Annotated in this window: 16 protein-coding genes and 1 pseudogene; 9 read left to right on the top strand and 8 right to left on the bottom strand. The window is 69.7% G+C overall.

The features are described from left to right. Positions 1–102 precede the first annotated feature (102 nt). A complete protein-coding gene (locus tag ACEZDE_RS23705) occupies positions 103–702 on the bottom strand; it encodes an acyltransferase (RefSeq protein ID WP_380539217.1) in 600 nt (199 codons plus the stop codon). A gap of 106 nt (positions 703–808) precedes the next feature. Next, entirely contained in the window at positions 809–1,345 is a 537-nt protein-coding gene (locus ACEZDE_RS23700; protein ID WP_380539214.1) for a GNAT family N-acetyltransferase, read from the bottom strand. 201 nt (positions 1,346–1,546) lie between these two features. On the opposite strand from ACEZDE_RS23700, the gene ACEZDE_RS23695 reads away from it, so the two are divergent. The 4 genes from ACEZDE_RS23695 to ACEZDE_RS23680 all read left to right on the top strand — a co-directional run bounded on the left by ACEZDE_RS23695 (position 1,547) and on the right by ACEZDE_RS23680 (position 4,527). Then, positions 1,547–2,746, top strand: a complete 1,200-nt coding sequence (locus tag ACEZDE_RS23695) for a glycoside hydrolase family 64 protein (protein WP_380539211.1) — start codon at positions 1,547–1,549, stop codon at positions 2,744–2,746. A gap of 111 nt (positions 2,747–2,857) precedes the next feature. Further along, positions 2,858–3,343, top strand: a complete 486-nt coding sequence (locus tag ACEZDE_RS23690) for a hypothetical protein (RefSeq protein WP_380539208.1) — start codon at positions 2,858–2,860, stop codon at positions 3,341–3,343. A 357-nt stretch (positions 3,344–3,700) separates the two neighbouring features. Beyond that, complete coding sequence (locus tag ACEZDE_RS23685; RefSeq protein ID WP_380539205.1) at positions 3,701–4,027, top strand: hypothetical protein; 327 nt, start codon at positions 3,701–3,703, stop codon at positions 4,025–4,027. Positions 4,028–4,212: 185 nt separating this feature from the next. Next, positions 4,213–4,527 carry a hypothetical protein gene (locus ACEZDE_RS23680; RefSeq protein ID WP_380539202.1) on the top strand — a complete coding sequence of 105 codons (315 nt, stop codon included), beginning with the start codon at positions 4,213–4,215 and terminating at the stop codon, positions 4,525–4,527. Between the two features lie 232 nt (positions 4,528–4,759). Here ACEZDE_RS23680 and ACEZDE_RS23675 read toward each other — a convergent pair whose 3' ends face one another. Further along, on the bottom strand, positions 4,760–6,154 hold the full coding sequence (locus ACEZDE_RS23675) for a serine hydrolase (RefSeq protein WP_380539199.1): 1,395 nt from the start codon (positions 6,152–6,154) through the stop codon (positions 4,760–4,762). Positions 6,155–6,568: 414 nt separating this feature from the next. Here ACEZDE_RS23675 and ACEZDE_RS23670 point away from each other — a divergent pair, with 414 nt between their 5' ends. The 3 genes from ACEZDE_RS23670 (at position 6,569) to ACEZDE_RS23660 (ending at position 9,532) form a co-directional block, all read left to right on the top strand. After that, positions 6,569–6,862: a hypothetical protein gene (locus ACEZDE_RS23670; RefSeq protein WP_380539196.1), complete on the top strand. Its 294-nt coding sequence runs from the start codon at positions 6,569–6,571 to the stop codon at positions 6,860–6,862. 26 nt (positions 6,863–6,888) lie between these two features. Next, positions 6,889–8,259, top strand: a complete 1,371-nt coding sequence (locus ACEZDE_RS23665; protein ID WP_380539193.1) for a WXG100 family type VII secretion target — start codon at positions 6,889–6,891, stop codon at positions 8,257–8,259. 76 nt (positions 8,260–8,335) lie between these two features. After that, positions 8,336–9,532 (top strand): S8 family serine peptidase, encoded by a 1,197-nt coding sequence (locus tag ACEZDE_RS23660; protein WP_380539190.1) that lies wholly within the window; start codon positions 8,336–8,338, stop codon positions 9,530–9,532. A gap of 9 nt (positions 9,533–9,541) precedes the next feature. Here the strand turns inward: ACEZDE_RS23660 and ACEZDE_RS23655 are convergent, their stop codons facing one another. Further along, complete coding sequence (locus ACEZDE_RS23655; RefSeq protein ID WP_380539188.1) at positions 9,542–9,925, bottom strand: MmcQ/YjbR family DNA-binding protein; 384 nt, start codon at positions 9,923–9,925, stop codon at positions 9,542–9,544. A gap of 124 nt (positions 9,926–10,049) precedes the next feature. After that, entirely contained in the window at positions 10,050–12,137 is a 2,088-nt protein-coding gene (locus tag ACEZDE_RS23650) for a phosphocholine-specific phospholipase C (RefSeq protein ID WP_380539185.1), read from the bottom strand. 252 nt (positions 12,138–12,389) lie between these two features. Here ACEZDE_RS23650 and ACEZDE_RS23645 point away from each other — a divergent pair, with 252 nt between their 5' ends. Together ACEZDE_RS23645 and ACEZDE_RS23640 are read left to right on the top strand one after the other, a co-directional pair. Then, entirely contained in the window at positions 12,390–12,875 is a 486-nt protein-coding gene (locus tag ACEZDE_RS23645) for a nitroreductase/quinone reductase family protein (protein WP_380539182.1), read from the top strand. After that, positions 12,872–13,617, top strand: a pseudogene (locus ACEZDE_RS23640) (class I SAM-dependent methyltransferase). Before ACEZDE_RS23645 ends, ACEZDE_RS23640 begins: the two are co-directional and overlap by 4 nt. Before the next feature lie 33 nt (positions 13,618–13,650). Here the strand turns inward: ACEZDE_RS23640 and ACEZDE_RS23635 are convergent. The 3 genes from ACEZDE_RS23635 to ACEZDE_RS23625 all read right to left on the bottom strand — a co-directional run bounded on the left by ACEZDE_RS23635 (position 13,651) and on the right by ACEZDE_RS23625 (position 20,865). Then, positions 13,651–15,378, bottom strand: coding sequence for a cholesterol oxidase substrate-binding domain-containing protein (locus ACEZDE_RS23635; protein WP_380539179.1), 1,728 nt, complete (start codon positions 15,376–15,378; stop codon positions 13,651–13,653). 332 nt (positions 15,379–15,710) lie between these two features. Then, positions 15,711–17,552, bottom strand: a complete 1,842-nt coding sequence (locus ACEZDE_RS23630) for a serine/threonine-protein kinase (protein ID WP_380539176.1) — start codon at positions 17,550–17,552, stop codon at positions 15,711–15,713. Between the two features lie 46 nt (positions 17,553–17,598). Next, on the bottom strand, positions 17,599–20,865 hold the full coding sequence (locus ACEZDE_RS23625) for a glycoside hydrolase family 3 C-terminal domain-containing protein (RefSeq protein WP_380539173.1): 3,267 nt from the start codon (positions 20,863–20,865) through the stop codon (positions 17,599–17,601). Positions 20,866–21,196: the final 331 nt, after the last annotated feature.

The following is a 21,196-nucleotide window of genomic DNA, read 5'->3' as shown; positions in this document are numbered from 1 at the left end:
AGCCCGAACCGTACACACACACCGTAAGGCCACAGATGTCCGCTGACTGACGTTTTGCGGAATTACCGCAGGTCGATCAACGGAAAGCGGCCCCCGGCGCGGTCAGCCGAGCTCGCCCAGCTCACCGTCCTGTTCCTGGTACAGCGCCCCGGTCGTGGGGCACTCCCAGACGCCGGACTCGCCGTCCTTGGCGACCAGTCGGGCCCCGGCCCGGCCCACCCAGCCGATCCTTCGTGCCGGAACCCCTGCCACCAGCGCGAAGTCCGGCACATCACGGGTCACCACGGCCCCGGCCGCGACCAGCGCCCAGCGGCCCAGCCGCACCGGCGCGACGCACACCGCGCGCGCCCCCACGGACGCCCCCTCTGCCACCAGTACGCCCACGGCCTCCCAGTCGTCGCCGCGCTTCAACCGGCCGTCGGGGGTCACCGCGCGGGGGAAGTGGTCATTGGTGAACACCACCGCCGGTCCGATGAACACACCGTCACCGAGCACCGCGGGCTCGTAGACCAGCGCGTGGTTCTGCAGCTTCACATTGTCGCCGATCCGCACCCCGGGGCCGACGTACGCCCCGCGCCCGACCACGCAGTTCGCCCCGAGCGTGGCGCCCTCCCTGATCTGCGCCAGATCCCACACCGCGCTCCCTTCGCCGACCTCGGCCGTCTCGTCGACCTGGGCACTGGGCTGGATCCTGACGCTCACGGAGCAGGGCCTTTCGATCAGGGGTCTCGATCGGGGTTTCGATCAGGGGCGCGGAAATGCGCAGGCTGAGCATAGGTGCAGCCGCCGACACCCGGAAGCCCCCTGGTCAGCGCTCTCCCGGCACCCCGTGGAGGGTCCCGTCCGGGGTTCCTTCCGGCGTCCCGTCCGGGGCCCGGTCCGGCGTCCAGCGGAGGGTCAGATCAGGCAGTTTCTCCATGTTTCCCCGGCCGTCGGTGCTGTCGACGACGGTGAACCCGTGCTTCGCGTAGAAGGCGCGGGCGTCGGTGTTCTGCTGGAACACATGCAGCGTGACCTGGTCCGGGCTGTGCCGGCGGACCTGGTCCAGGAGTCGGCTGCCGATGCCCCGGCGGCGGGTCTCGGGGAGCAGGTAGAGGTGTTCCAGCATGGTGCCCTCCAGCGCGGCGAAGCCGAGGATCCGGCCGCCGTCGTCCACGGCCACCCAGATCCGGCAGTCGCGGAGCACGATGTCCTCGACCCAGCGGGTCACCTGCTCGTGGGTCCGCCGCTGCGGCGGCAGGTACGGCATGGTCTCGACCCGCGACCGCATCTGGACGGCGGCGATCTCCGCCGCGTCCGCAGGTCCGGCGGGGCGTATCCGGGTGGTGCTGGGGGCGTCGTCCATCGCGCGAATCTACCGACGGCCCGGTGGGCGGGGCCAACGGTTTGCCCGACCCTGGGAAATCGCCTGGGAAATCTCTGTGCAGCAGGATTGACAGGTTCTGCTCATCAGTCAATTCTGAGAGCGCTCTCAAAAATGCCCGCAAGGGTGTCACCACGTCACATTCCACCCAGGCACCCATCCCTGACGAGGAGAACGCCACAGATGCATGCCAGAAGAAGAAGGGTGCTGGCCCCGGCGATCGCCGCCGCCCTGGTCGGCACCGGGCTCGCCGCGGTCGGGTTCGGATCCGGCGCGCAGGCCGCCGTCCCGACGACCCTCCCACTGACCTTCAGCAACAACTCGGGTCGCAGCGACAAGGTCTACATCTACGACATCGGGACGCTGCTCTCCACCGGCCAACAGGGCTGGGCCGACGCCAACGGCACCTTCCACGCCTGGCCGGCCGGGGCGCAGCCGCCGATCGCCGCGCCCGACGCGTCCATCGCCGGACCGGCCAACGGGCAGAAGCTGACCCTGCGGATGCCGCAGTTCTCCGGCCGGGTCTACTTCTCCTACGGCCAGAAGCTGGTGTTCAAGCTCACCACGGGCGGCCTGGTCCAGCCCGCGGTGCAGAACCCCAGCGACCCCAACGAGAACATCCTGTTCAACTGGACCGAGTACACCCTCAACAGCTCCGGGCTGTGGATCAACAGCACCCAGGTCGACATGTTCTCGGCCCCGTACGCGGTCGGCGTCAAGGCCGCCAACGGCACCGTCAAGAACACCGGGCACCTCAAGTCCGGCGGCTACACCGGCTTCTTCAACGCCCTCAAGGGGCAGCCGGGCGGCTGGGCCAACCTGATCCAGAAGCGCTCGGACGGAACGATCCTGCGAGCGCTCGCCCCCGGCCACGGCATCGAGAACGGCGCCCTGCCCGCCACCGTGATGAACGACTACGTCAACCGGGTCTGGACGAAGTACAGCAGCTCGACGCTGACCGTCACCCCGTTCGCCGACCAGCCCAACACCAAGTACTACGGGCGGGTCTCCGGCAACGTCATGAACTTCACCAACAGCGCCGGGGCGGTCGTCACCTCGTTCCAGAAGCCGGACTCGGACAGCATCTTCGGCTGCTACAAGCTGCTGGACGCGCCGAACGACCTGGTCCGCGGCCCGATCTCGCGCACGCTGTGCGCGGGCTACAACCGCGCGACGCTGCTGACCGACTCCAACCAGCCGGACACCAACGCGGCGGACTTCTACAAGGACACGGTCAGCAACCAGTACGCCCGCAAGATCCACGCCCAGATGGTCGACGGCAAGGCCTACGCCTTCGCCTTCGACGACGTCGGCAACTTCGAGTCGCTGGTCAACGACAGCAACCCGCAGCAGGCTTACATCACCCTCGACCCGTTCAGCTGACGGGGTAGGGGCACGACATCCGGTGAGTTCCCCTGATGCCCGGGGGGATCGGCCTGCTGGATTCACGACTTGGTGTCAGTAGTCACGGTGGTTCCACTCTCTCGTGAAGCCGTGAAGGCCCGGGTTGGCGCCGACCGCGTGCGGGATCCGCGCGAGCTCCGGGCGCCGGCCGGGCCGGCCGACAGCACCATCCGAGGCGTCACCGTGGGCGGGCGCAAGCAGGCGTCCATCATCGGCCTCGACCTGTTCACCGGCACCAAGCACGAGACCGTGTTGCCCCACAGCGCCGAGATCCTCGTCCCCCTCGTCCGCCGCGACCCCTACACCCTGGTCGAGGCCGCTGACGACGGGCGATTGATACTCGTGACGGCGCGCGGGGAACTCTACGATGACCTGGTCGCACCGGACGACGACGCCGCTCGGCTGCGCAAGATCCTCGCCGATTCCACCAACGGCACGACCCAGGTGAAGGTCCTCGCCGCCTGCGGCGAAGAGCGCCTCGACTCCTGGCCGCCCCGATCCCGGGCTGGCGTTCAGTCGGCCGACCCGTGGAAGAAAGGCGGCCTGGCGGTTAGCGCTCCCTCGGCCTTTGGTTGATAGAACGCTGCTGCCCGTGCGGGCGCGCCGACAGCCCCTCTGAAGTGCGGGTTGCCTCAAATCGCCCTCAAATTTTGTTCCATTCTTGACATGTTCGTGCTAGCTTCCTCCGTGTCGAAACAATCGGCTTGGAAAACAATACGGGGGAACCGAATGAGCACAATACCGGCTAGGGCGGCTGTAGTTGCCGCCTGCCTGCTGGTCCTGACCGCTGCGGGGGCGACGACGGCGTTGGCCGCCGCGCCGACGGAGGTCCACCCGAACGCGTGCGCGCCCGACGAGGGCTACGTCGTCACTTCGTATACGCACGCCTACCATGACATGGTCCCGTACGCCAAGGCGGAAGGTGGTCAGACCGTGGGCATCACGCTCACCGCCGGCGCCTCGGTCACCGCAACGATCAGCGGCAGCGCCGCCTTCAAAGAGAGCATGATCATCGCGAGTGCGAAGGAGACCATCGGGGTCTCAGTGGCCGCGGGCATCACCGCATCGGTGGCCTACAGCTCCACGTATGCGGTCCCGGCCTCCTGGAAGTTCGGAGAGCTGCACGCGGGAGCGGACGAGGAGTACGTGCACTGGCAGTACGGCGAGTACAACGGCAACTGCACCTGGATGACCAGCTTCAGTGGGACTGGCTACCTGCCCTACCACGTGCCCACCTTCTGGCACACGCAGACGACCTGACGACAGGGGAACAGTCGATGATCAGACCATCTGTCGCCACCGTCCTCGTCGGCCTTCTGCTGGCAGGTGCCACCGCCTGCACTGCGGGGGCACAGCCCTCTTCGGTCGGCTCGGCCCCGGGGGTCCGCGTCTCCAGCACCAGTGCATCACCATCCGGCACCGCGGTTACCGTCCCCGTCGACCCCGTGGCCTACGAGAAGAACACGGCCGGAGCCACCCTCCTCCTCGACACGGCGGGCACGGGGTCGAGGACGTTGCAACTCAAGGGTGTCCGCGGAAGCGGGAAGTTCGTCGTGGCCGTCACCTGCACCGGCAGCTCGCAGGCCCTCACGGTGAAGGAGAGTGACGGAAGAAACCTGGAGCAAATCTCTGCCTGCTCCACCGACGGCTCGGTGATCTACAGCTCCACGGGCGCCATTCGTGCGACGGAGGCGCAACTCACTATCGCCGCAGCGGACAGCGCCCGTTGGCGTCTCTCGGCATGGAGGATCACGGGCTGAGACGACAGCACGGGGGCTGACCCGACCTGCAAGGCACGTCTCCAAGGGCCATGAGTTGATCATGAAGCCCTTGGGGCGTGCCTTGTCGGCTCCCGGAAGCTATTTCCGGACCGCCGACCTGCTGTTGCTTGCGTGAGAAGGGCGGTGAGTTCCGATCCTGCTCCCGGAAGCGAGCGATTACGGGAAGATCCGGGCGCTCGCCGTCAGGCTGTCAGGCTGACCAGGAGTCAGGTCAGCCGAGCGCGCGCAGCACGCGGCCGTTGACCGGCTCGACCGGCACGTCCCGGTTGCTCAGCGCGACGTGCACCCGCCGGTCCCGGAGCCGCAGCACGAGCGAGGCGGACGCGCCGGGGAGGCTGCCGGCGAGCCCCGCGATCTCTCCGGTCGGGTCCAGCCGCCAGCCCAGACCGAGGGCGCTGCCGCCCGGCAGGGTGGTGTGCGGCGTCAGCGCCTCACGCGCCAACTCCTCAGGGAGCAGCGTGCGCCAACCGACCCCGAACCGAACCAGATCGAACGCGGTGGTCCAGAGCCCGCCAACGGCAGCCGTCGGCTGGTCCTGCCCCTGTCCCTGGACGGGAACGAGTCGGCCGTCGACCCCCGGACCGTAACCGGTGACGGTCTCCACGCTCGATCGCGCAAAGGACGTGCTGCTCATCCCGAGCGGCTCCAGCACCAGACGGGTGACCGCCTCCGGGTACCGGACTCCGCTGGCGTCCGCGATGAGCCGCCCGAGTACCGCGCCCGCGTCCCCGATGCCGCTGAGCAACTCCCGAACGGTCGCTGACGGATCGGCCGGTCCGGGCCTGCGCAGCTGACGATTCAGCGGGGCGTCGAGGACGACCCGGCCGTCAACGACCAGGCACAGCACCGCGACGGCGGTGACCAGCGTGCTGACCGGACCAACCGGAAAACGGTGATGGACCGTCAATTCGACGTCCGGATCCAGAGCTGCCCAGCCACGGGCCAGCGCCCAGGCACCGCTACCGGCGGAACCGTCGCTCCCGGCCAGAGCCAGCCCCACCAGGCCCAGTTCGGAGAATGCCCGCTCCGCCACGTCGACCGCCGCAGCGGGTACGGCACCGTTGCCGAGGGCGGTGGTCGGCGCGGCCAGCCGCGGGTCGTGCCCCCGGCCGGTGCCGTAGGCGCGCAGGCCGATCAGCCGGTACGGCGCGACGGCCTCGACGACCGCCTGGAACTGGCCCCCGTCGAGCTGGACCAGCGCGTGCGTCGGGGTGTCCTCGACCAGCGCCGGGGCTTTGCGCAGGCGCGGAGCGAGGGCGGTGAGCGTGGGCAGCAGCCGGTCCGACGGAAGCGCGCCGAGGAACCGCTCGTGGAAGTGCTCGCGCAGTTCGTCATCCGTGGGCGGGGCCCAGCCGGGCTCGTCGGCCCCGGCGAAGCGGGAGGCGATCCAGCGGAGCTGCTCTCCGGCACGGCCGCTCGGGGCGGCGTGGCTGCTCTCGACGCGCCGCTTCAGCGCGGCCCAGCTGGGCTCGCCGTGCTCGCGGGCGACGGCCAACTGCGCGTCGTGCAGCGAAGGGAACTCGCCCGCGGTGAGACGGCGCTTGGCCTCAAGCTTCAGATACCGCAGGTTAGGGCGGTCGGGCAGGGAACGGTGCTGGTCAGACATGGCAGTCCTTCCTCACGCCTGCGGGTCCGCGACATCAGGCAGGAAAGACCGGCATCGATCACACGGCCGTGCCACCGATGGGCTTGAAGCCCTTCCCGCGGACCCAGAGGCGGCCGGAACCACCAGGACCTACGGTACCTCGCGCGTCAACAACCGTTCGCCCGATCGTTGGGATTCAACAGGTCCCCAGTTGACGCTGAGTGACCGCCTCTGAGCCGCGGAAGCCGGGCGGACAGCCCTTACTTTGACCGGATTTCTCTTACCCCGGAGGCGGCATGACGCTGCGTCCACGCGCAATTCGTGGCCCTCCGGCGAGTTGCGAATGGTCAGCACACGCTCCATAAGATGCGCACCCAGGCAAGACATGCGCTGACGGTGGGAGCGTGCACTGTGGGAACCGGTTACCAGGTCGACGTGAGTTCGCTTGAGCAGACGGTGGCAAAACTGCGGTCCGTCGCAGCCGAGTTGGCGCACAGTCAGGGCAGCGCCGCATACGACACCACCATCGGTGCGGGCGTCCTCGGTAAGAACTTCGCCGCGGCGGACGGGCTGCTGTCGACGCACGACTCGATGCAGTCCTGGATCGCCTCGATGATCAGCAAGCTGCAGGGCTTCATCGACGACTACGGCGGTCAGACCGGGCAGGCAGCGGCCAACTACACCCGGCAGGAAGCCCAGACCAAGCAGGACCTGTACAGCAACAGCTGACCGACCGAGGGCGAGCGGGAGAGACGATGTCGGCAGCGACCGGGGGTGGCGGCGGTGCTCCTCAGCCCGGCACCGGCTCTGGCGCCGACTTCGCCGGCGACGGCGCGGGCGGGCTGGTAGGGCTGCGCGCGATGATCGCCGACGCCGACCCCGGGAGCCTGGACACGGTCTCGGCCCGCTGGACCGCGATCCAGCAGGCACTGGTTGCTGCGCAGGCGGATCTCCGGACGCATACCGGCGCCGCCCTTCAGCACTGGGAAGGCGCAGCGGCCGACGGCTTCGCCAGCAGGGCCTCGCAGCTCGCCGAGGCACTGGGCAACGGCGCGGAGTACGCGTCCAACGCAGGCACGGGTGTCTCGGCAGCGGCGGAGGCGCTGCGGCTGGCAAAGCAGACGATGCCCAAGGTCCCGAGCCAGTGGGACCGCTTCACCCGAGCCCTCACCAGCGAGCGCAACGGCCAAGCCTTCGACCAGGACCTGAGCGCAGGCATGACCCGAGAACAGGCCATCAAACAGGACGGCGGCCAACTCTCCCTCATGGAAGAACGCCACCAACAAGCAGTCGCAGTAATGGAACGCCTGGAGTCCTCATACAACGCCGCAGCACAGATGATCGGCGAGCCGCCGGGCGACGCCTTCGGCGGTCATGACGTGTATCCGTCGCCACCGCCGACGATCAGGCGTAGCTCGGTGACCAGCAAATCCGCTTCTACTGTGGCTGACCCTGGGGCAGGCGGTGGTGCCCGTCAGGTTGAAGGGGGCGGGACCGCGGAGAGCCGTTCGAAACAAGTCCTCGACCCGGCACGTTCCGGATCGGTTGAAATGGGCGGTGACAGTAGATCAGGTTATGGCATTTCGGGCGGTGAACACCCCCCACGCTTGCCTGACCTGGGAACGACCGTCCAAGGGACTACTCCCGAAGTCAGTGGCGTCGCAGAGACCGCTGAGTTGAGGGACGGCGGTACGACAGGTGCGGACGCTGTCCGGGAGACCGGTGGCAGAGCCGGGATCGAAGGTATCAGCGGCGGCAATGCCGGTATTTGGGATTCCGCGCCGATCAGCAGTGGTGCTACGCGAGGGCACTCCCGCAATGAAGGAGAGGGTTGGTACACAGTGTCTGATAATCCCTCCTCTGAGAGAGGAAGACCGATTGGTGCAGGGGGGTCAGGGCGGCAGGAGTCTGAAGAGGGCTTCATCGAGGAGCTATCGGGCACGAAAGGTGGTGGTGTAGCAGGTGAGACTGTGAAGCAAGGGGGGCCGGCCATGATTGGCGGTCTCGGTCTTGGGACTGGAAGTAAGGGGAAAAAGTGCAAGCGCCGTGCTCGTGCTCGCTATCTGGTCGAGGACGAGGAGGCGTGGATCGCTGATGGGCATGCCAATCCGCCGGTCATCAGTTAAGTGTGATCGGCGTGTGGCGTCCGTTGCAACGGATTATGCGATGGATAATCTGGCTATGAGGGAATGGAGAGCTGGCGTGAGGCGCGTATTTTTCCTTTTGTGCGCTTTTGCTGTTTCGGGAGTTTTGATGTTCACCACCTTTGTAGCGGCGCATGCCGATGCGACGCGTGACAAACAATGGACATTGCAGGTGTTCAAAGCGCAGCAGAGAATCTGGCCGCTTTCAATCGGCAAAGGTGTAGTGGTCGCGGTCATCGACTCGGGTGTTCGAGCCACCCATGTTGATCTTGATGGGCAAGTGCTTGTGGGTAAGAACTTTGCAACTGGCGGAAATGGGCAGCATGATATCTCCACCGATGGACATGGAACTGGTGTTGCGAGTCTGATTGCTGCTCACGGCCATGGCCCGGGTGGCACTGAGGGGATCATCGGCCTTGCTCCAGGAGTCAAGATTCTTCCGCTCGCAGTCGACAGCGAATCGAACAGTGGGTCGCAGCAGGTTGCCGATGCGATCCGATACGCAGTGGATCAAGGTGCTGCTGTAATCAACGTTTCTCTAGGTGGGCCTGGAAAAAGTACAACCGAGGAATCGGCGGTTGCCTATGCTGAATCGAGGGATGTGATCTTGGTGGCTGCTTCCGGGAATGATGGGGTTCAAGTCGATAACTACCCAGCATCCTTCCCCGGTGTCATTTCTGTAGGTGGGGCTGATCAGAACGGCACCATCTGGGGCGGATCGGACTTCGGCTCGCATCTAGTTCTCGTTGCACCGGCCACGGGAATCGTCAGTGACAACATGGGATCTGATACCCAGTACGGGATCGGCGATGGCACGAGTTATGCCGCTGCCTACGTTTCGGCTGCTGCCGCGCTGGTTCGGGCTAAGTTTCCGGAGCTTACTGCTGGGCAGGTGGTCAATCGGCTGATTAAGACTGCTGTCGATCCCAATGCCAAGCCTGGGCAGACGACGCCTGATCTGCACTACGGGTACGGCGTGTTGCGGCCTGATGCTGCGTTGAATACCACGCTTGCGGCTGGCCCGGCTGCCGGGCCTTTGCCGCAGACTGTTGATCCGCTTGCGGGTGGTGGCGGCGCGGCCACTGCTGCTGCCGTCGGCGGGAAGGGTGCGGGTGCGGTTGCCGCTACGCCGGGTGGGGCGTCGGGTGGCCTCGGGGTCGGGGCGTTCGCGGGCATCGCGGCCGTGGCGGTCCTCGCCGTTGTCGGGGCGCTTGTCGCCTTCCTGCGGCGTCGGCGTCGGCAAGCGCCGTCCTGACCGGCTGAGCTACCGCTGCCTGCCTGCGGCCCCGACGCCCTGCCAGTCCAGGATCAGCTGCTGCCTCCGCGGGAGCTTGGCGACGATCAGGTCATACGAGTCCTCGATCATCTCCCGCACCAGCGGCTCCGGTACGGAGCCGTCCAGGGTTACCGTGTTCCAGTGGCGCTTGTTGAGGTGCCACCCGCCCACGATTGCCGGGTGCGCCTCGCGCAGTTGCAGGGCGAGGTCGGGGTCGCATTTGAGGCTGACCTTCAGCGGCTGTCCGTCCAGCGCGGTCAGTGCGAAGACCTTTCCGCCGACCTTGAAGACCGAGGTCTCCGGGCCGAACGGAAAGGTCTCCTCCGCGCCGTTGAGTTCCAGGCAGGCGGCTTTGAGGGTGTCGGGCGTCATGCGGTCCAGTCTCCCGCAGTCCTCCCTCGATCCTCGCCATCGCCTGCCACCGCCCGCCACCGCTCGCGGCCCCGTGACGCTCGCGGTCCCCGTGACCCCTCGCCGCCCCGAGCGGCCCCCGCGGCTACGCCGAGGCGATTGCCGGGTCGGTGCTGCTCTCCCTGCCGGTCTCCACGTGACCGGCCGCCCGTCGGGCGAACGCCGGGTCGTGGTCGGACACGACCGTGAGGTCGTACCAGCCGTCGGTGCCGTGCAGGTGCGCCGTGTGGGTGACCCGCGCCCCGGGGCGCAGCTGGTGGCTGGTGGCCCGGCCACCGTAGCCGTCCTGGATGTCGAGGTGGACGGTGTTGTCGCCGTGGTTGACCAGATCGAGGTGAACCAGGTCAGCCCCGCCGTCGTGACGTACCGTCACCTCCGCCCCAGTCGTCCCGACCCTGCCCCGGTACTGCCGGAGGAAGCCGTTCGGCCCGTGCACGGTGAAGTCGTAGCCGCCGCCGGAGGCGTCCGCGTCGACTGCCCACGATCCGGTCAGCCGCGCTCCCGCCCCGACCGTGTACGTCCACGGGCCGCCCGGGTGGGTCGTGGAGGTGACCAGGAAGTTCGCCCCGACCCGCCCCCGCGCGGCGAAGTCGACGGTCAGCCTTCCGTCGGCCGGGCTGGTGCGGGCGTCCGCCGCGAGGTCGTACGGCAGGGCGCGGGCCGGGCGTCGGCCGCGCTCCTGCCGGGGCAGCGCCGGGTGCGCGGGCAGGGTCGGCACGTAGTCCGGGTGCCGGTCCCGGTCCGGCGGGGCGTAGGAGTCGGTCGCGGGCAGCGCCGGGACCTTGGCGTCCCGGTGCGAGAAGTCGAACGCCGAGGTCAGGTCGCCGCAGATGGCCCGCCGCCAGGGCGAGATATTGGGCTCGCGCACCCCGAACCGCCGCTCGATGAAGCGGATGATGGAGGTGTGGTCGAACAGCTCCGAGCAGGCGTAGCCGCCCTTGCTCCACGGCGACACCACCAGCATCGGCACCCGCTGCCCCAGCCCGTAGGGCCCTGCGGCGAGACCGGTGGACGCGGGAGGGTCGAGCAGTTCGCCGCCGGTGTCCACGGTCGACCCGCCCTGCGCGGCGGACCCGGCCGGAAAGGCGGGGACGACATGGTCGAAGAAGCCGTCGTTCTCGTCGTAGGTGATGAACAACGCGGTCTTCGACCACACCCCGGGATTGGCGGTGAGCGCGTCCAGCACCTGGGCGATGTACCAGGCGCCGTAGTTCACCGGCCAGTTGGGGTGCTCGGTGAAGGCCTCGGGGGCGACGATCCAGGAGACCTGCGGCAGCCTGCCCGCCGTGACGTCGGCCTTCAGCAGGTCGAAGTAGCCGTCGCCGTTCTTGTTGTCGGTGCCGGTGCGGGCCTTCTCGTAGAGGGCGTCACCGGGTTGCGCGTTGCGGTAGTTGTCGAAGTAGAGCAGCGAGTTGTCGCCGTAGTTGCCGATGTAGGCGTCGTCGGTCCAGCCCCAGGAGCCGTCGGCGTCCAGGCCGTCGCCGACGTCCTGGTAGATCTTCCAGCTGACTTTCGCCTGCTCCAGCCGCTCCGGGTAGGTGGTCCAGTCGTAGCCGGCCTCGGCGTTGGTGACCACCGGACCGCCGCCCTTGCCGTCGTTGCCGGTGTAGCCGGTCCACATGTAGTAGCGGTTGGGGTCGGTCGGCCCGATCAGCGAGCAGTGGTACGCGTCGCAGACGGTGAACGCGTCAGCAAGGGCGTAGTGGAACGGGATGTCGTCACGGGTCAGGTAGGCCATGGTGCTCGCGGTCTTCGCGGGCACCCACTGGTCGTATCTGCCCTGGTTCCAGGCCTGGTGGCCGCCGTTCCAGTCGTGGTTCAGGTCCTCCAGGAACTGCAGCCCGAGGTTCCTGGCGTCCGGGTGGAACGGCAGCACGTCCTTGGCGCCGGCGCCGTCCTTGCCGCCGTCCGACTGGTACCAGACGGCCTTGCCGTTGGGCAGGGTGACCGGGTGCGGGTCCCCGAAGCCGCGGACCCCGCGCAGGCTGCCGAAGTAGTGGTCGAACGACCGGTTCTCCTGCATCAGTACGACGATGTGCTCGACGTCCGCGAGAGTGCCGGTCCTGCGGTCGGCCGGGATCGACGCGGCGCGGGCGATGCTGGTCGACATGGCGCTGGCGGCGGCGGTGCCGCCGGCGAGCTGGATGAACCTGCGGCGGTTGATATCGCTCATGACAGGTGTGGCTCCTGGGGCTCTCGTCCGCGACTGAGGGAGGATGGACGGACGGCGGACGGAACAGTGTCACCGCGCGGGGTGGACTCACCCACGACCGAGGCACGGCGCGGAGGGGAACGCTCCGCGAACCTTGCCCGTAACCTTCCAGGACTCCCAGAATCTTCCGCAATCTTCCGCAATCTTCCGCAATCTTCCAAGACACTCCAAGACCTTCCAAGGCCCTCCAAGACCTAGAGGAGCGATCACGCTGTGCACCGACTGCTGCCCCGCGCCCTGAGCCGTGCCCTCCTCCGCGGCTGCAACGTCGTCTACCGCGCCACCGGCGGCCTGCTCGGGGCGAGTTGGTTCGGACAGCCGATCCTGCTGCTCACCACCCGCGGCCGGAGGACCGGGCGGCTGCGGGTGAACGGGCTGGTCTTCCTGCGCGACGCCGACCGCTATGTGGTGGTCGCCTCGGACAACGGAGCCCGGCGCAACCCCGGCTGGTACTACAACCTGCTCGCCTCCGGCGGCGGCACCGTCCGCTACCGCCGCGAGGTCTTCGCGGTCACCGCCGCCGAGGCCGAGGGCGCCGAGCGGGCGCGGCTCTGGCCGCTGCTGCTCCAGGTCTACGGCGGCTACGACCGGCACCAGGCCCTGGCCGAGCGAGCCGGACGGGCCGGACGGGCCGGGCGGCGGCTGCCGGTGATGGTGCTGACCCCGGTGTCAGTGCCGCGTGCGAGCATGCCGGGATGACGTTCGATCATGATGCCGTCGCCGACTACTGGGACGCCGCCGCGCCCGCATTCGACCGGGAGCCGGACCACGGCCTGCTGGCCGAGCGGACCAGGGCGGCCTGGGCCGGGTTGCTGGCCCGCTGCATCCCGGCCGTGCCACCGCGGCGGATTCTGGACGTCGGCTGCGGGACCGGCTCGCTGGCGCTGGAACTGGCCCGGCGGGGCCACCAGGTGACCGGGGTGGACCTGGCGCCCGCGATGCTGGCCAGGGCCGGGGCGAAGCTGGCCGCCGCCGGACTGTCGGCCGAGTTCCTGCTCGGCGACGCTGCGGACCCGCCGACCGGCGGCCGGAGCTACGACGTCGTCCTGGCGCGGCACCTGCTGTGGACGCTGCCGTCGCCCGAGGACGCGCTGCGCGCCTGGCTGGGACGGCTCGCTCCGGGCGGTCGGCTGGTCTCCTGGTCGAGGGCCGTTGGGGGACGGTGGGGCAGACGGCCGCCCCGTACGTCCCGGGCGCGGAGCAGTTGCCGTGGGGCGGCGGGGTCGGGGCGGAGCACCTGGCCGGGGTGCTCCGCCCGCTGGTCGCCGCGGTGCGGGTCGAGGATCTCAGCGGCGACGCCGACCTGTGGGGCCGTCAGGTCCACGACGAGCGCTACGCGCTGGTCGCGCAGACGGCCGAGACCGAGAGCGAGACCGGGGCTGAGGTCAAGACCGAACCCGAGGCCAAGACCGTGTCCGGGACCGACTCCGAGTCCGGCTGACCGCCGCGACCCCGGCGGTGGTCAGGGCGGCGGTCAGGGCAGCAGGCCGTCCAGGAAGGCGTTGCTGTAGATCCGGTTGGGGTCGTAGCGGTCCAGGATGGACAGAGCCGTGTCCCAGTTGCTGCCCGACGCCTGCCCGGCCCGGTACGCGGCCGGGATGGTGCTGCCGAGGATGGTCGGGTCGGCCCAGGCCGCGGTGCCGGAGTAGGCCCAGCCCTTGGACCACTCGGGACGCACCGCCGCGTAGCTGCCGGTGTAGTTGCCGAGCACCCACTGCTCGGTCTCCCGGTAGAACTGCTGCGACTGCGGCGTCCCGGGGATGGTGAGCAGGTCCATCCACACCGCGGTGTCCCAGGCGGGCTGGTCCGGGCGCGGGCGCAGCGCGCTGAGCAGCGGTTGCACCGCGCCGGTCACGCCGCTGTCAGCGGCGTTGTCGAGGCCGGTGACCCGGACCTCCCACGGCCCGTTCATCGGGTACTGGCCGCGCGCCTTGTAGGTGTTGAGCGCCCCGTTGAGGTAGGTGTAGAACTCGCTGACCACGCGCTGCAGGTCGGCGCGGGCGCAGAGGATCGCATAGCCGTTGGCGGTGACCTTCAGCGTGGTCGGCTTGACGTAGAGCTGGGTGTTCTTGGCCCAGCCCCAGATGTCCCAGGTGCCGGTGACGATCAGCCCGGAGCCGACGATGCTCATCTCCAGGTTCTCGAAGGTCGGGGTGACCGACACGTTCCCGCCGACGATCTCGGCGATCAGCGTGGACTCGTCCTGGCTGACCGAGTCGGCGAAGCTGAACGGGAAGGGGCTGTCCACCTCCTTGGAGAACAGCGGCTTCTTCGGGCTGACCGTCCAGACCTTGAGCCAGGGCACGGTGGTGAAGGGGAACCAGATCGTCTCCACCCGCCCGGTCTGGTTGACCAGCGAGGCGAAGGAGTTGGACCCGGCCGAGGCCGGCGGTGCGAACAGGGTGCCGACGTTGGTGGTGTAGGTGCTCTGGCAGCGGACCCGCGAGTTGGCGCCCACCCGCAGCGTCGCCTCGGTGACGAAGGCCCGGCCGACGTGCACCAGGAAGGCTCCGATGTCGGGGTCGTTGCGCTGGAAGGTCTTCAGCACATACGCGCCGGCTCCCGCGTCCCAGACCACGGCGGTGAGCGAGGTGACCAGGTTGCTGACCGAGCCGAAGGTGTGCCCGGCGGTGCGGCTCTCGCCGCTGGCCGGGACGGAGGTGCCGTGGCCGTCGATGGCGAGGACGCCGCCGAGGGTGAGGTCGCCCGGGGCCGGGGTGTTGGTCAGCCCGTATCCGGCGTTCTCCAGCGAGGTGAGCAGGTTGAGCATGGTGATGCCGGCCTGCGCGGTGACGGTGGGGGCGCTGCCGCTGTTCACGGTGACGGCGGTGAGGTGCTGGGTGGTGTCGACCATGAGGATGTTGCCGCTGGCTCCGCTGGGCTCCAGCAGTGGTGACCAGCCGTGGCCCATGCCGCGCGGACGGAGCTTCCAGCCCTGGGAGTTGGCCCAGTTGGCGAGGGTGACCACGTCGGTGGGGGAGGACGGGGCACAGGTCCAGGTCGGGCTGACGACGATCTCGCCGGACCAGTTGGACCAGGCCTGCTGGTAGACGCTGATCCCGCTCGGGAAGGCGGGTGGGGCGGGCGTGTCCGCCTCGGCGGGGGTGACCCGGAACGCGGGCGTCCAGGTCAGGGCGCTGACGGCGGCGGTGGCCCCGGCCGCGCCGAGGAAGGTGCGACGGGAGAGGTTGGATGATCCCATGGATGTCCTCCACAGAGAGGTGGGCATGCGCGACCGGGTGGGGGCGGGCATGGCGGTGCCCTGGCCGCGGGCCCGTGGGGGACGGGGGCGGGGCCGGGTGAAGGTGACAGTGGAGCCGGGTACAGGGGCGCGGGCCTGTACTGGGTACGGCGGAGCGGGGCCGCGTCGTGGCGCGCTGCTGGGCCGTGGTGGCTGCTGGAGCCGTGGTGGACAGAGAATCCAACCGGCACCGTGAGAAGTCAATGACGGTGCGTCAGATAATGAATGACGACACGTCAGCTATGGTGAAATAAGCCGGAGTTGAGCAAACATACGGGCCGTCGGCGACGCGCTCAGCCCGCGCGGAAGGTCGACGAGACGACCTGGAAGTACCGGATCGCCTGTTCGGCGCCGGTGGTCGGCGCGGAGACCCAGAAGTCGTAGGTCGCGCCGCCCTCGGTCCAGCTCTGGTCCTCGACCGTGCGCGCGCCGAAGCCGTCGGAGTAGCCGTCCCAGGTCCACACCATCAGCGCGGCGTCGCTGGTGCTGTGGAAGACGGTGGCCTGCACCGAGTCGTTCCTGAAGCCGGGGTAGACCTTTGCGCCGGCGCTGTCCTGCCCCTTGAGGGTGGCGAGCACGCCGTCGGGCGACACGCCCGGCGACGGGTGCACCCCGATCCGGAACCTGCCGTCGGGCGAGATGTAGAAGACCTGCCCGGCGCTGTTGGTGGTGCGCGGCCAGCCGGTGGGGGCCGCGAGCCAGAACCCGGCCGGGTCGCGGTGAAGGGTGTAGCCCGCGGGGACCGGGTCGTCGGCGAGGGCGGTCGGCCGGACCGAAGGCGTTCCGGTGGGCGCGGCGGAGGTGGTGGCGGAAGCGGAAGAGGAGGCTGCGGGGGAGGCCGGCGGATGGGTCGAGGCCCCGGCCACCGTGCCGCGGCCGGGGTCGGAGCCGGGCCCGGAGTCGGGCCCGAGGAGCAGCACCCCGCCTGCCGCGAGCGCCGCCGCGACGACGACCACGGCCAGCAGGACGAGGGCCGTCCGACCCCGCCCGCGTTCTGGAGCCCCGTCCGGCCCGGACTCTGACCAGACGTCAGACCCGGATGCGGGCTCGGACCCGGACGCAGATCCGGACGCAGATCCGGACCGGGGTGCGACGGAAGGGTCCGCTCCGGGCCTCGGCGCCACCCGGCCGTGCCCCGGCTCCGCCGACCTGCCGACTGCCCCCTCCGGGTCCGCCAGCGTCCCGCCACGGTCCTGCGAAGCTACCTGCCGATCCCGATCCCGATCCCGATCCTGATCCCGATCGCGTTCCCGGCGAGGTGCCTGCACCGTCTCCGCTGTCGCCGCCGACCGTTCCGGCTGCCCGTCCAGATAGTCCGTCAGCAGCCAGGACGCCTCCACCGCGGTCAGCCTCCCGGCCGGATCCCGCTGCAGCAGCCCGCGGATCACCGGAGCCAGCGGCTCCGCCCGCGCCGGGAGCGTGATGTCCTCGTAGAGCACCGCGTACAGGACGCCCGACATCGAGTCGCGGCGGAACGGCGAACGCCCGTCCAGCGCCGCGCACAGCAGCACGCCGACCGACCACAGGTCGGCCTCGGGACCGGCCGTACCGCCCTCGGTCCGTTCGGGGGCGGTGAACTCGGGGGAGCCGAGGAAGGCCCCCTGTTCGGTGAGGGTGGTGCTGCCGTCCAGCCGGGCGATGCCGAAGTCGGTCAGCACGATCCGGCCGCTGCCCCGCTCCAGCAGCACGTTGTCCGGCTTGACGTCGCGGTGCAGCACGCCGCGCGCGTGCGCGGCCTCCAGCGCCGCCAGTACGGCCAGGCCGATCGCCGCCGCCTCGCGCGGCGGCAGGGGGCCCTCGGCCGCCAGTACGCTGCCCAGGGTGGCGCCGTCCACCAGCTCCATCACGATCCAGGGGCGGCCGTCCTGCTCCACCACGTCGTGGATGCCGACCACCGAGGGGTGCCGGACCTGCGCGACGGCGCGGGCCTCGCGCAGGGTGCGCTCGCGCTGCTGCTCGCGCTCCGCCGCGGAGTGCTCGCCGCGCAGGTGCACCTCCTTCACCGCGACCTGACGGTTCAGCAGTTCGTCCTCGGCCCGCCACACCGTGCCCATGCCGCCGCGGCCCAGTCGCGTCAGCAGGCGGTAGCGACCGGCGACCAGCCGGTCGCTACCTTCCCCGTTCCCCATACTCATGGCGGACATCATCCCGCATCGGCTGCGGGGCCCTTGCCGGTCCGGGCTACCCGACGACGGTCCAGACGAACGAGGCCGTGTCGGAGTCACCGGCGCTGTCAACGGCGGTGACAGCGACCGTGCTGGTGCCGGGGGTGCTCGCGGTGCCGGAGATGACCCCGGTCGGGCTGATCGACAGCCCGGCCGGAAGCCCGGTGGCGGTGAAGCTGACGCCGGTTCCGTCGGCGGTGACGGTCAGCGTCGCGGGCGCGTGGGCCCGGCTGCTCATCCCGTGCGGGTTGTCGACGACCACCGCAGCGGCACCCGCACCGGCACCGCCACTGCCGCCCGCGGACCCGACCAGCGCCGGGCTGATCGCGCTGCCGAGGGTGAACGAACCGGTCAGCGGCAGGCTCCGGGACGAGTCGCCGACCAGCACTTGGTACGCGCCGCTCGCCGCGGTCCACCCGTTGCTCGACGTGTTCCAGTACGCCAGGTCGTGCGCGGTGAGCGCGAAGCTGACCTGCTGGCTGGCCCCCGGTTGCAGGTCCACCCGCTGGAAGCCCTTGAGCTGCTTGGCGGGCTCCCCGGTCGAGGCCGGGTCGCCCAGGTAGAGCTGGGCGACCTCGGCGCCCTCCCGGCTGCCGGTGTTGGTGACGGTGGCCTTGACCGTGACGTTCCCGGCCGCGTCCGGGGTCCCGACCTGCAGCCCGGAGAAGCCGAAGCTGGTGTAGGAGAGGCCGAAGCCGAAGGGGAACAGCGGCGTCTTGTTCTTGGCGTCGTACCAGCGGTAGCCGACGTCCAGGCCCTCCGAGTACTGGACCGTGCCGCCGCTGCCGGGCCACTGGGCGGTGGTGCTGGCCGGGACGTCCGCCAGGCTGGCCGGGAAGGTGATCGGCAGCTTGCCGGAGAAGTCGGCGTCGCCGAAGACCAGCTGCGCCAGCGCGGTGCCGACGCCCTGTCCGGCGTACCAGTTCTCCATCACCGCGGAGACCTGGCCCAGCCACGGCATGGTGACCGCGGAACCGGTGTTCAGCACCACGATCGTCTTCGGGTTGGCCGCGGCGACCTGGGTGATCAGGCTGTTCAGGTTGCCCGGCAGGTCGATGCTGCCGATGTCGCTGCCCTCGCTCTCGCCGTAGCTCGCGAAGACGATCGCCACGTCCGAGGACTTGGCCAGGGCGGCGGCGGTGGTGGCGTTGCTGCCGTCGTTGTACTGGACGTTCACCCCGCTGCCGGCCCGGTTCTGGATGCCGGTCAGCGGTGTCACCGTGCCGGAGCTGGTGACCCCCGCGCTGCCGCCGCCGACGCTCATCACGCCGGTGCCGGCGTCGCTGCCGATGACGGCGATGGAGTGGGTGGTCGTGGTGGACAGCGGCAGCACCCCGGAGTTCTTCAGCAGCACCGTGCCCTGCTGCGCCACCTGGGTGCCGGTGGCCTGGTGCGCCGCGCTGGTGACGGTCGCTCCGATCGAACCGCTGGGAGCCCTGTCGAACAGGCCGAACGCGAACATCTGCGTGAGGATCCGGCTGACCATGGTGTTCAGCGTGGTCTGGCTGACCGTCCCGGCGTTGAGCGCGCTGGTGAGCGAGGCGCCGAAGTAGTCGCTGCCGGGCATCTCCATGGTCATCCCGGCGTTGGCGGAGTCCGCGGTGGCGTGGGTGGCGCCCCAGTCGGAGGTGACGAAGCCGCCGAAGCCCGCCTGCTGGTAGAGCGCGGTGTTCAGCAGATAGGGGTTCTGGCAGGCGTAAACGCCGTTGACACTGCTGTAGGCGCACATCACCGACGCCGCCGCGCCCTTGCTGACCGCGGCCTGGAAGCCGGGCAGGTAGATCTCCTGGAGCGTGCGGGTGTCGATCACCGCGTTGTCGGCCGGGGTGTTGCGGTTGGTCTCCTGGTTGTAGACGGCGACATGCTTGGCCTGCGCCATCACGCCCTGGCTCTGGATGCCCTGGATGTCGGCGGTGGCCATCTGCGCGGTCAGGTAGGGGTCCTCGCTGAAGGTCTCGAAGGCCCGGCCCCAGCGCGGGTCGCGGTCGATGTTGAGGGTCGGGCCGAGGCCCACGGTGACGCCCTTCCCGGCGAACTCGTTCCCGGCGACCGTGCCGTACTGCTTCTCCAGCGAGGTGTCCCAGGTGGCCGCGGCGGCGACCGGGGCGGGCAACTGGGTGACGCCGGTGAAGCCGTCGCCGACGCCCTCGGGGCCGTCGTGCAGGCCCATCGCCGGGATGCAGAGCGCGGGGATGGCGTTGACGTCGCCGACGTAGGGGGAGGTGCTGCCGCTGCCGTGCAGCAGCGACACCTTCTGAGCCTGCGTCATCTGCGCCAGCAGCTGGGCGACCCGGGTGGCGACCGGCGCGGTGGAGCCGACCCAGGGGCAGCCGGCCGGGGGCGAGGTGGTCACGCCGGGGGAGAACACGGCCAGCGTCCACAGCGAGTAGCCGTAGGCGGTGCCCCGCTGGGTCCCGTACATCCGCAGGTAGCGGCCGGTACCGTTGACGGTGAGGTTCTCGGTGCCGCCGGCGCCGGTGGTGGTGCTGTAGATCGTGGTCCAGGTGCTGCCGTCGGTGGAGGTCTGGATCTGGTAGGCCTTGCCGTAGGCCGCCTCCCAGGCGAGTTGGACGCCGCAGACCGCCTGGCTGGAGCCGAGGTCGACCTCCAGCCACTGCGGGTCGCTGAAGGCGGAGGACCAGCGGGTCCCGCCGTCGCCGTCCACGGCGGCCGACGCCGGGGTGGAGTCCTTCTCGGTGGACGAGGCGGTGGCCGTCCTGCCCTGCGCGATGTCGGCGTTGCCGCAGGTGGTGGGGGCGCTGCCGCCGCCGTAGACCTGGAACTCCCAGAGCGAGTAGCCGTAGCCGGTGGTGCGCTGGGTCCCGTACATCCGGACGTAGCGGCCGGTGCCGGTGACGTTGAGCGTCTCGGTGCCGCCCGCGCCGGTGGTGGTGGAGTAGATCGGCGTCCAGGTGGTGCCGTCGGTGGAGGTCTGGATCTGGTAGGCCTTGCTGGCCGCGGTCTCCCAGTTCAGCACGACCTGGCTGATGCTCTGGCTGGAGCCGAGGTCGACCTCCAGCCACTGCGGGTCGCTGAAGGCGGAGGACCAGCGGGTCCCGGTGTTGCCGTCCACGGCCGCGGAGGCGGGGGTGCCCGCGTTCTCGGTGGACGAGGCGGTGGCGGGCTTGCCCTGGGAGAGCAGCACGGCTCCGGTCGCGGCAGCGGCCCCGCGCGGGGCGACCAGCAGCGCGGCGAGCAGCAGCACTCCCAGCAGCGCGGCGAGCGCCCGCCAGGGGCGGCCGGTTCCGACGTGCACGGAGGCGGGGTGGCGTAGGTGCGTCATCGAGACTGCCCTTCCCTGACGGGTAATCAACTCATGTGTGGATCAGGACCGTTCTCTTGCAGTCGGGGGGACGGTGCCGCCGCGCGCGAGCGGGGTGGATGCGGCGCGGCGGCCCCGTCGGTTCGGGTTCACCATTCTGTGCGGACCCGTTCGCGGCGGTCCACCTGGATACGTCCGGCTGAGTGCCCGGGGCGAGTCCGACTGAGAGCGCTCTCTCAGATTCCACGACGGTTGCGCATCTGTTAACGCCATGTCAAGAAGATGGACCGGTTCCGCAACCCGCCCGGCCGTGCCTGCCGTGCCTGCTGTGTCCGGGGCGCGCGCAGCGCTA

This window comes from Streptacidiphilus cavernicola (genome assembly GCF_042510955.1).
Taxonomy (GTDB): domain Bacteria; phylum Actinomycetota; class Actinomycetes; order Streptomycetales; family Streptomycetaceae; genus Streptacidiphilus; species Streptacidiphilus cavernicola.
The sequence above is the reverse complement of the archived record's forward strand: the minus strand, read 5'-3'. Positions and strand labels throughout refer to the sequence as shown.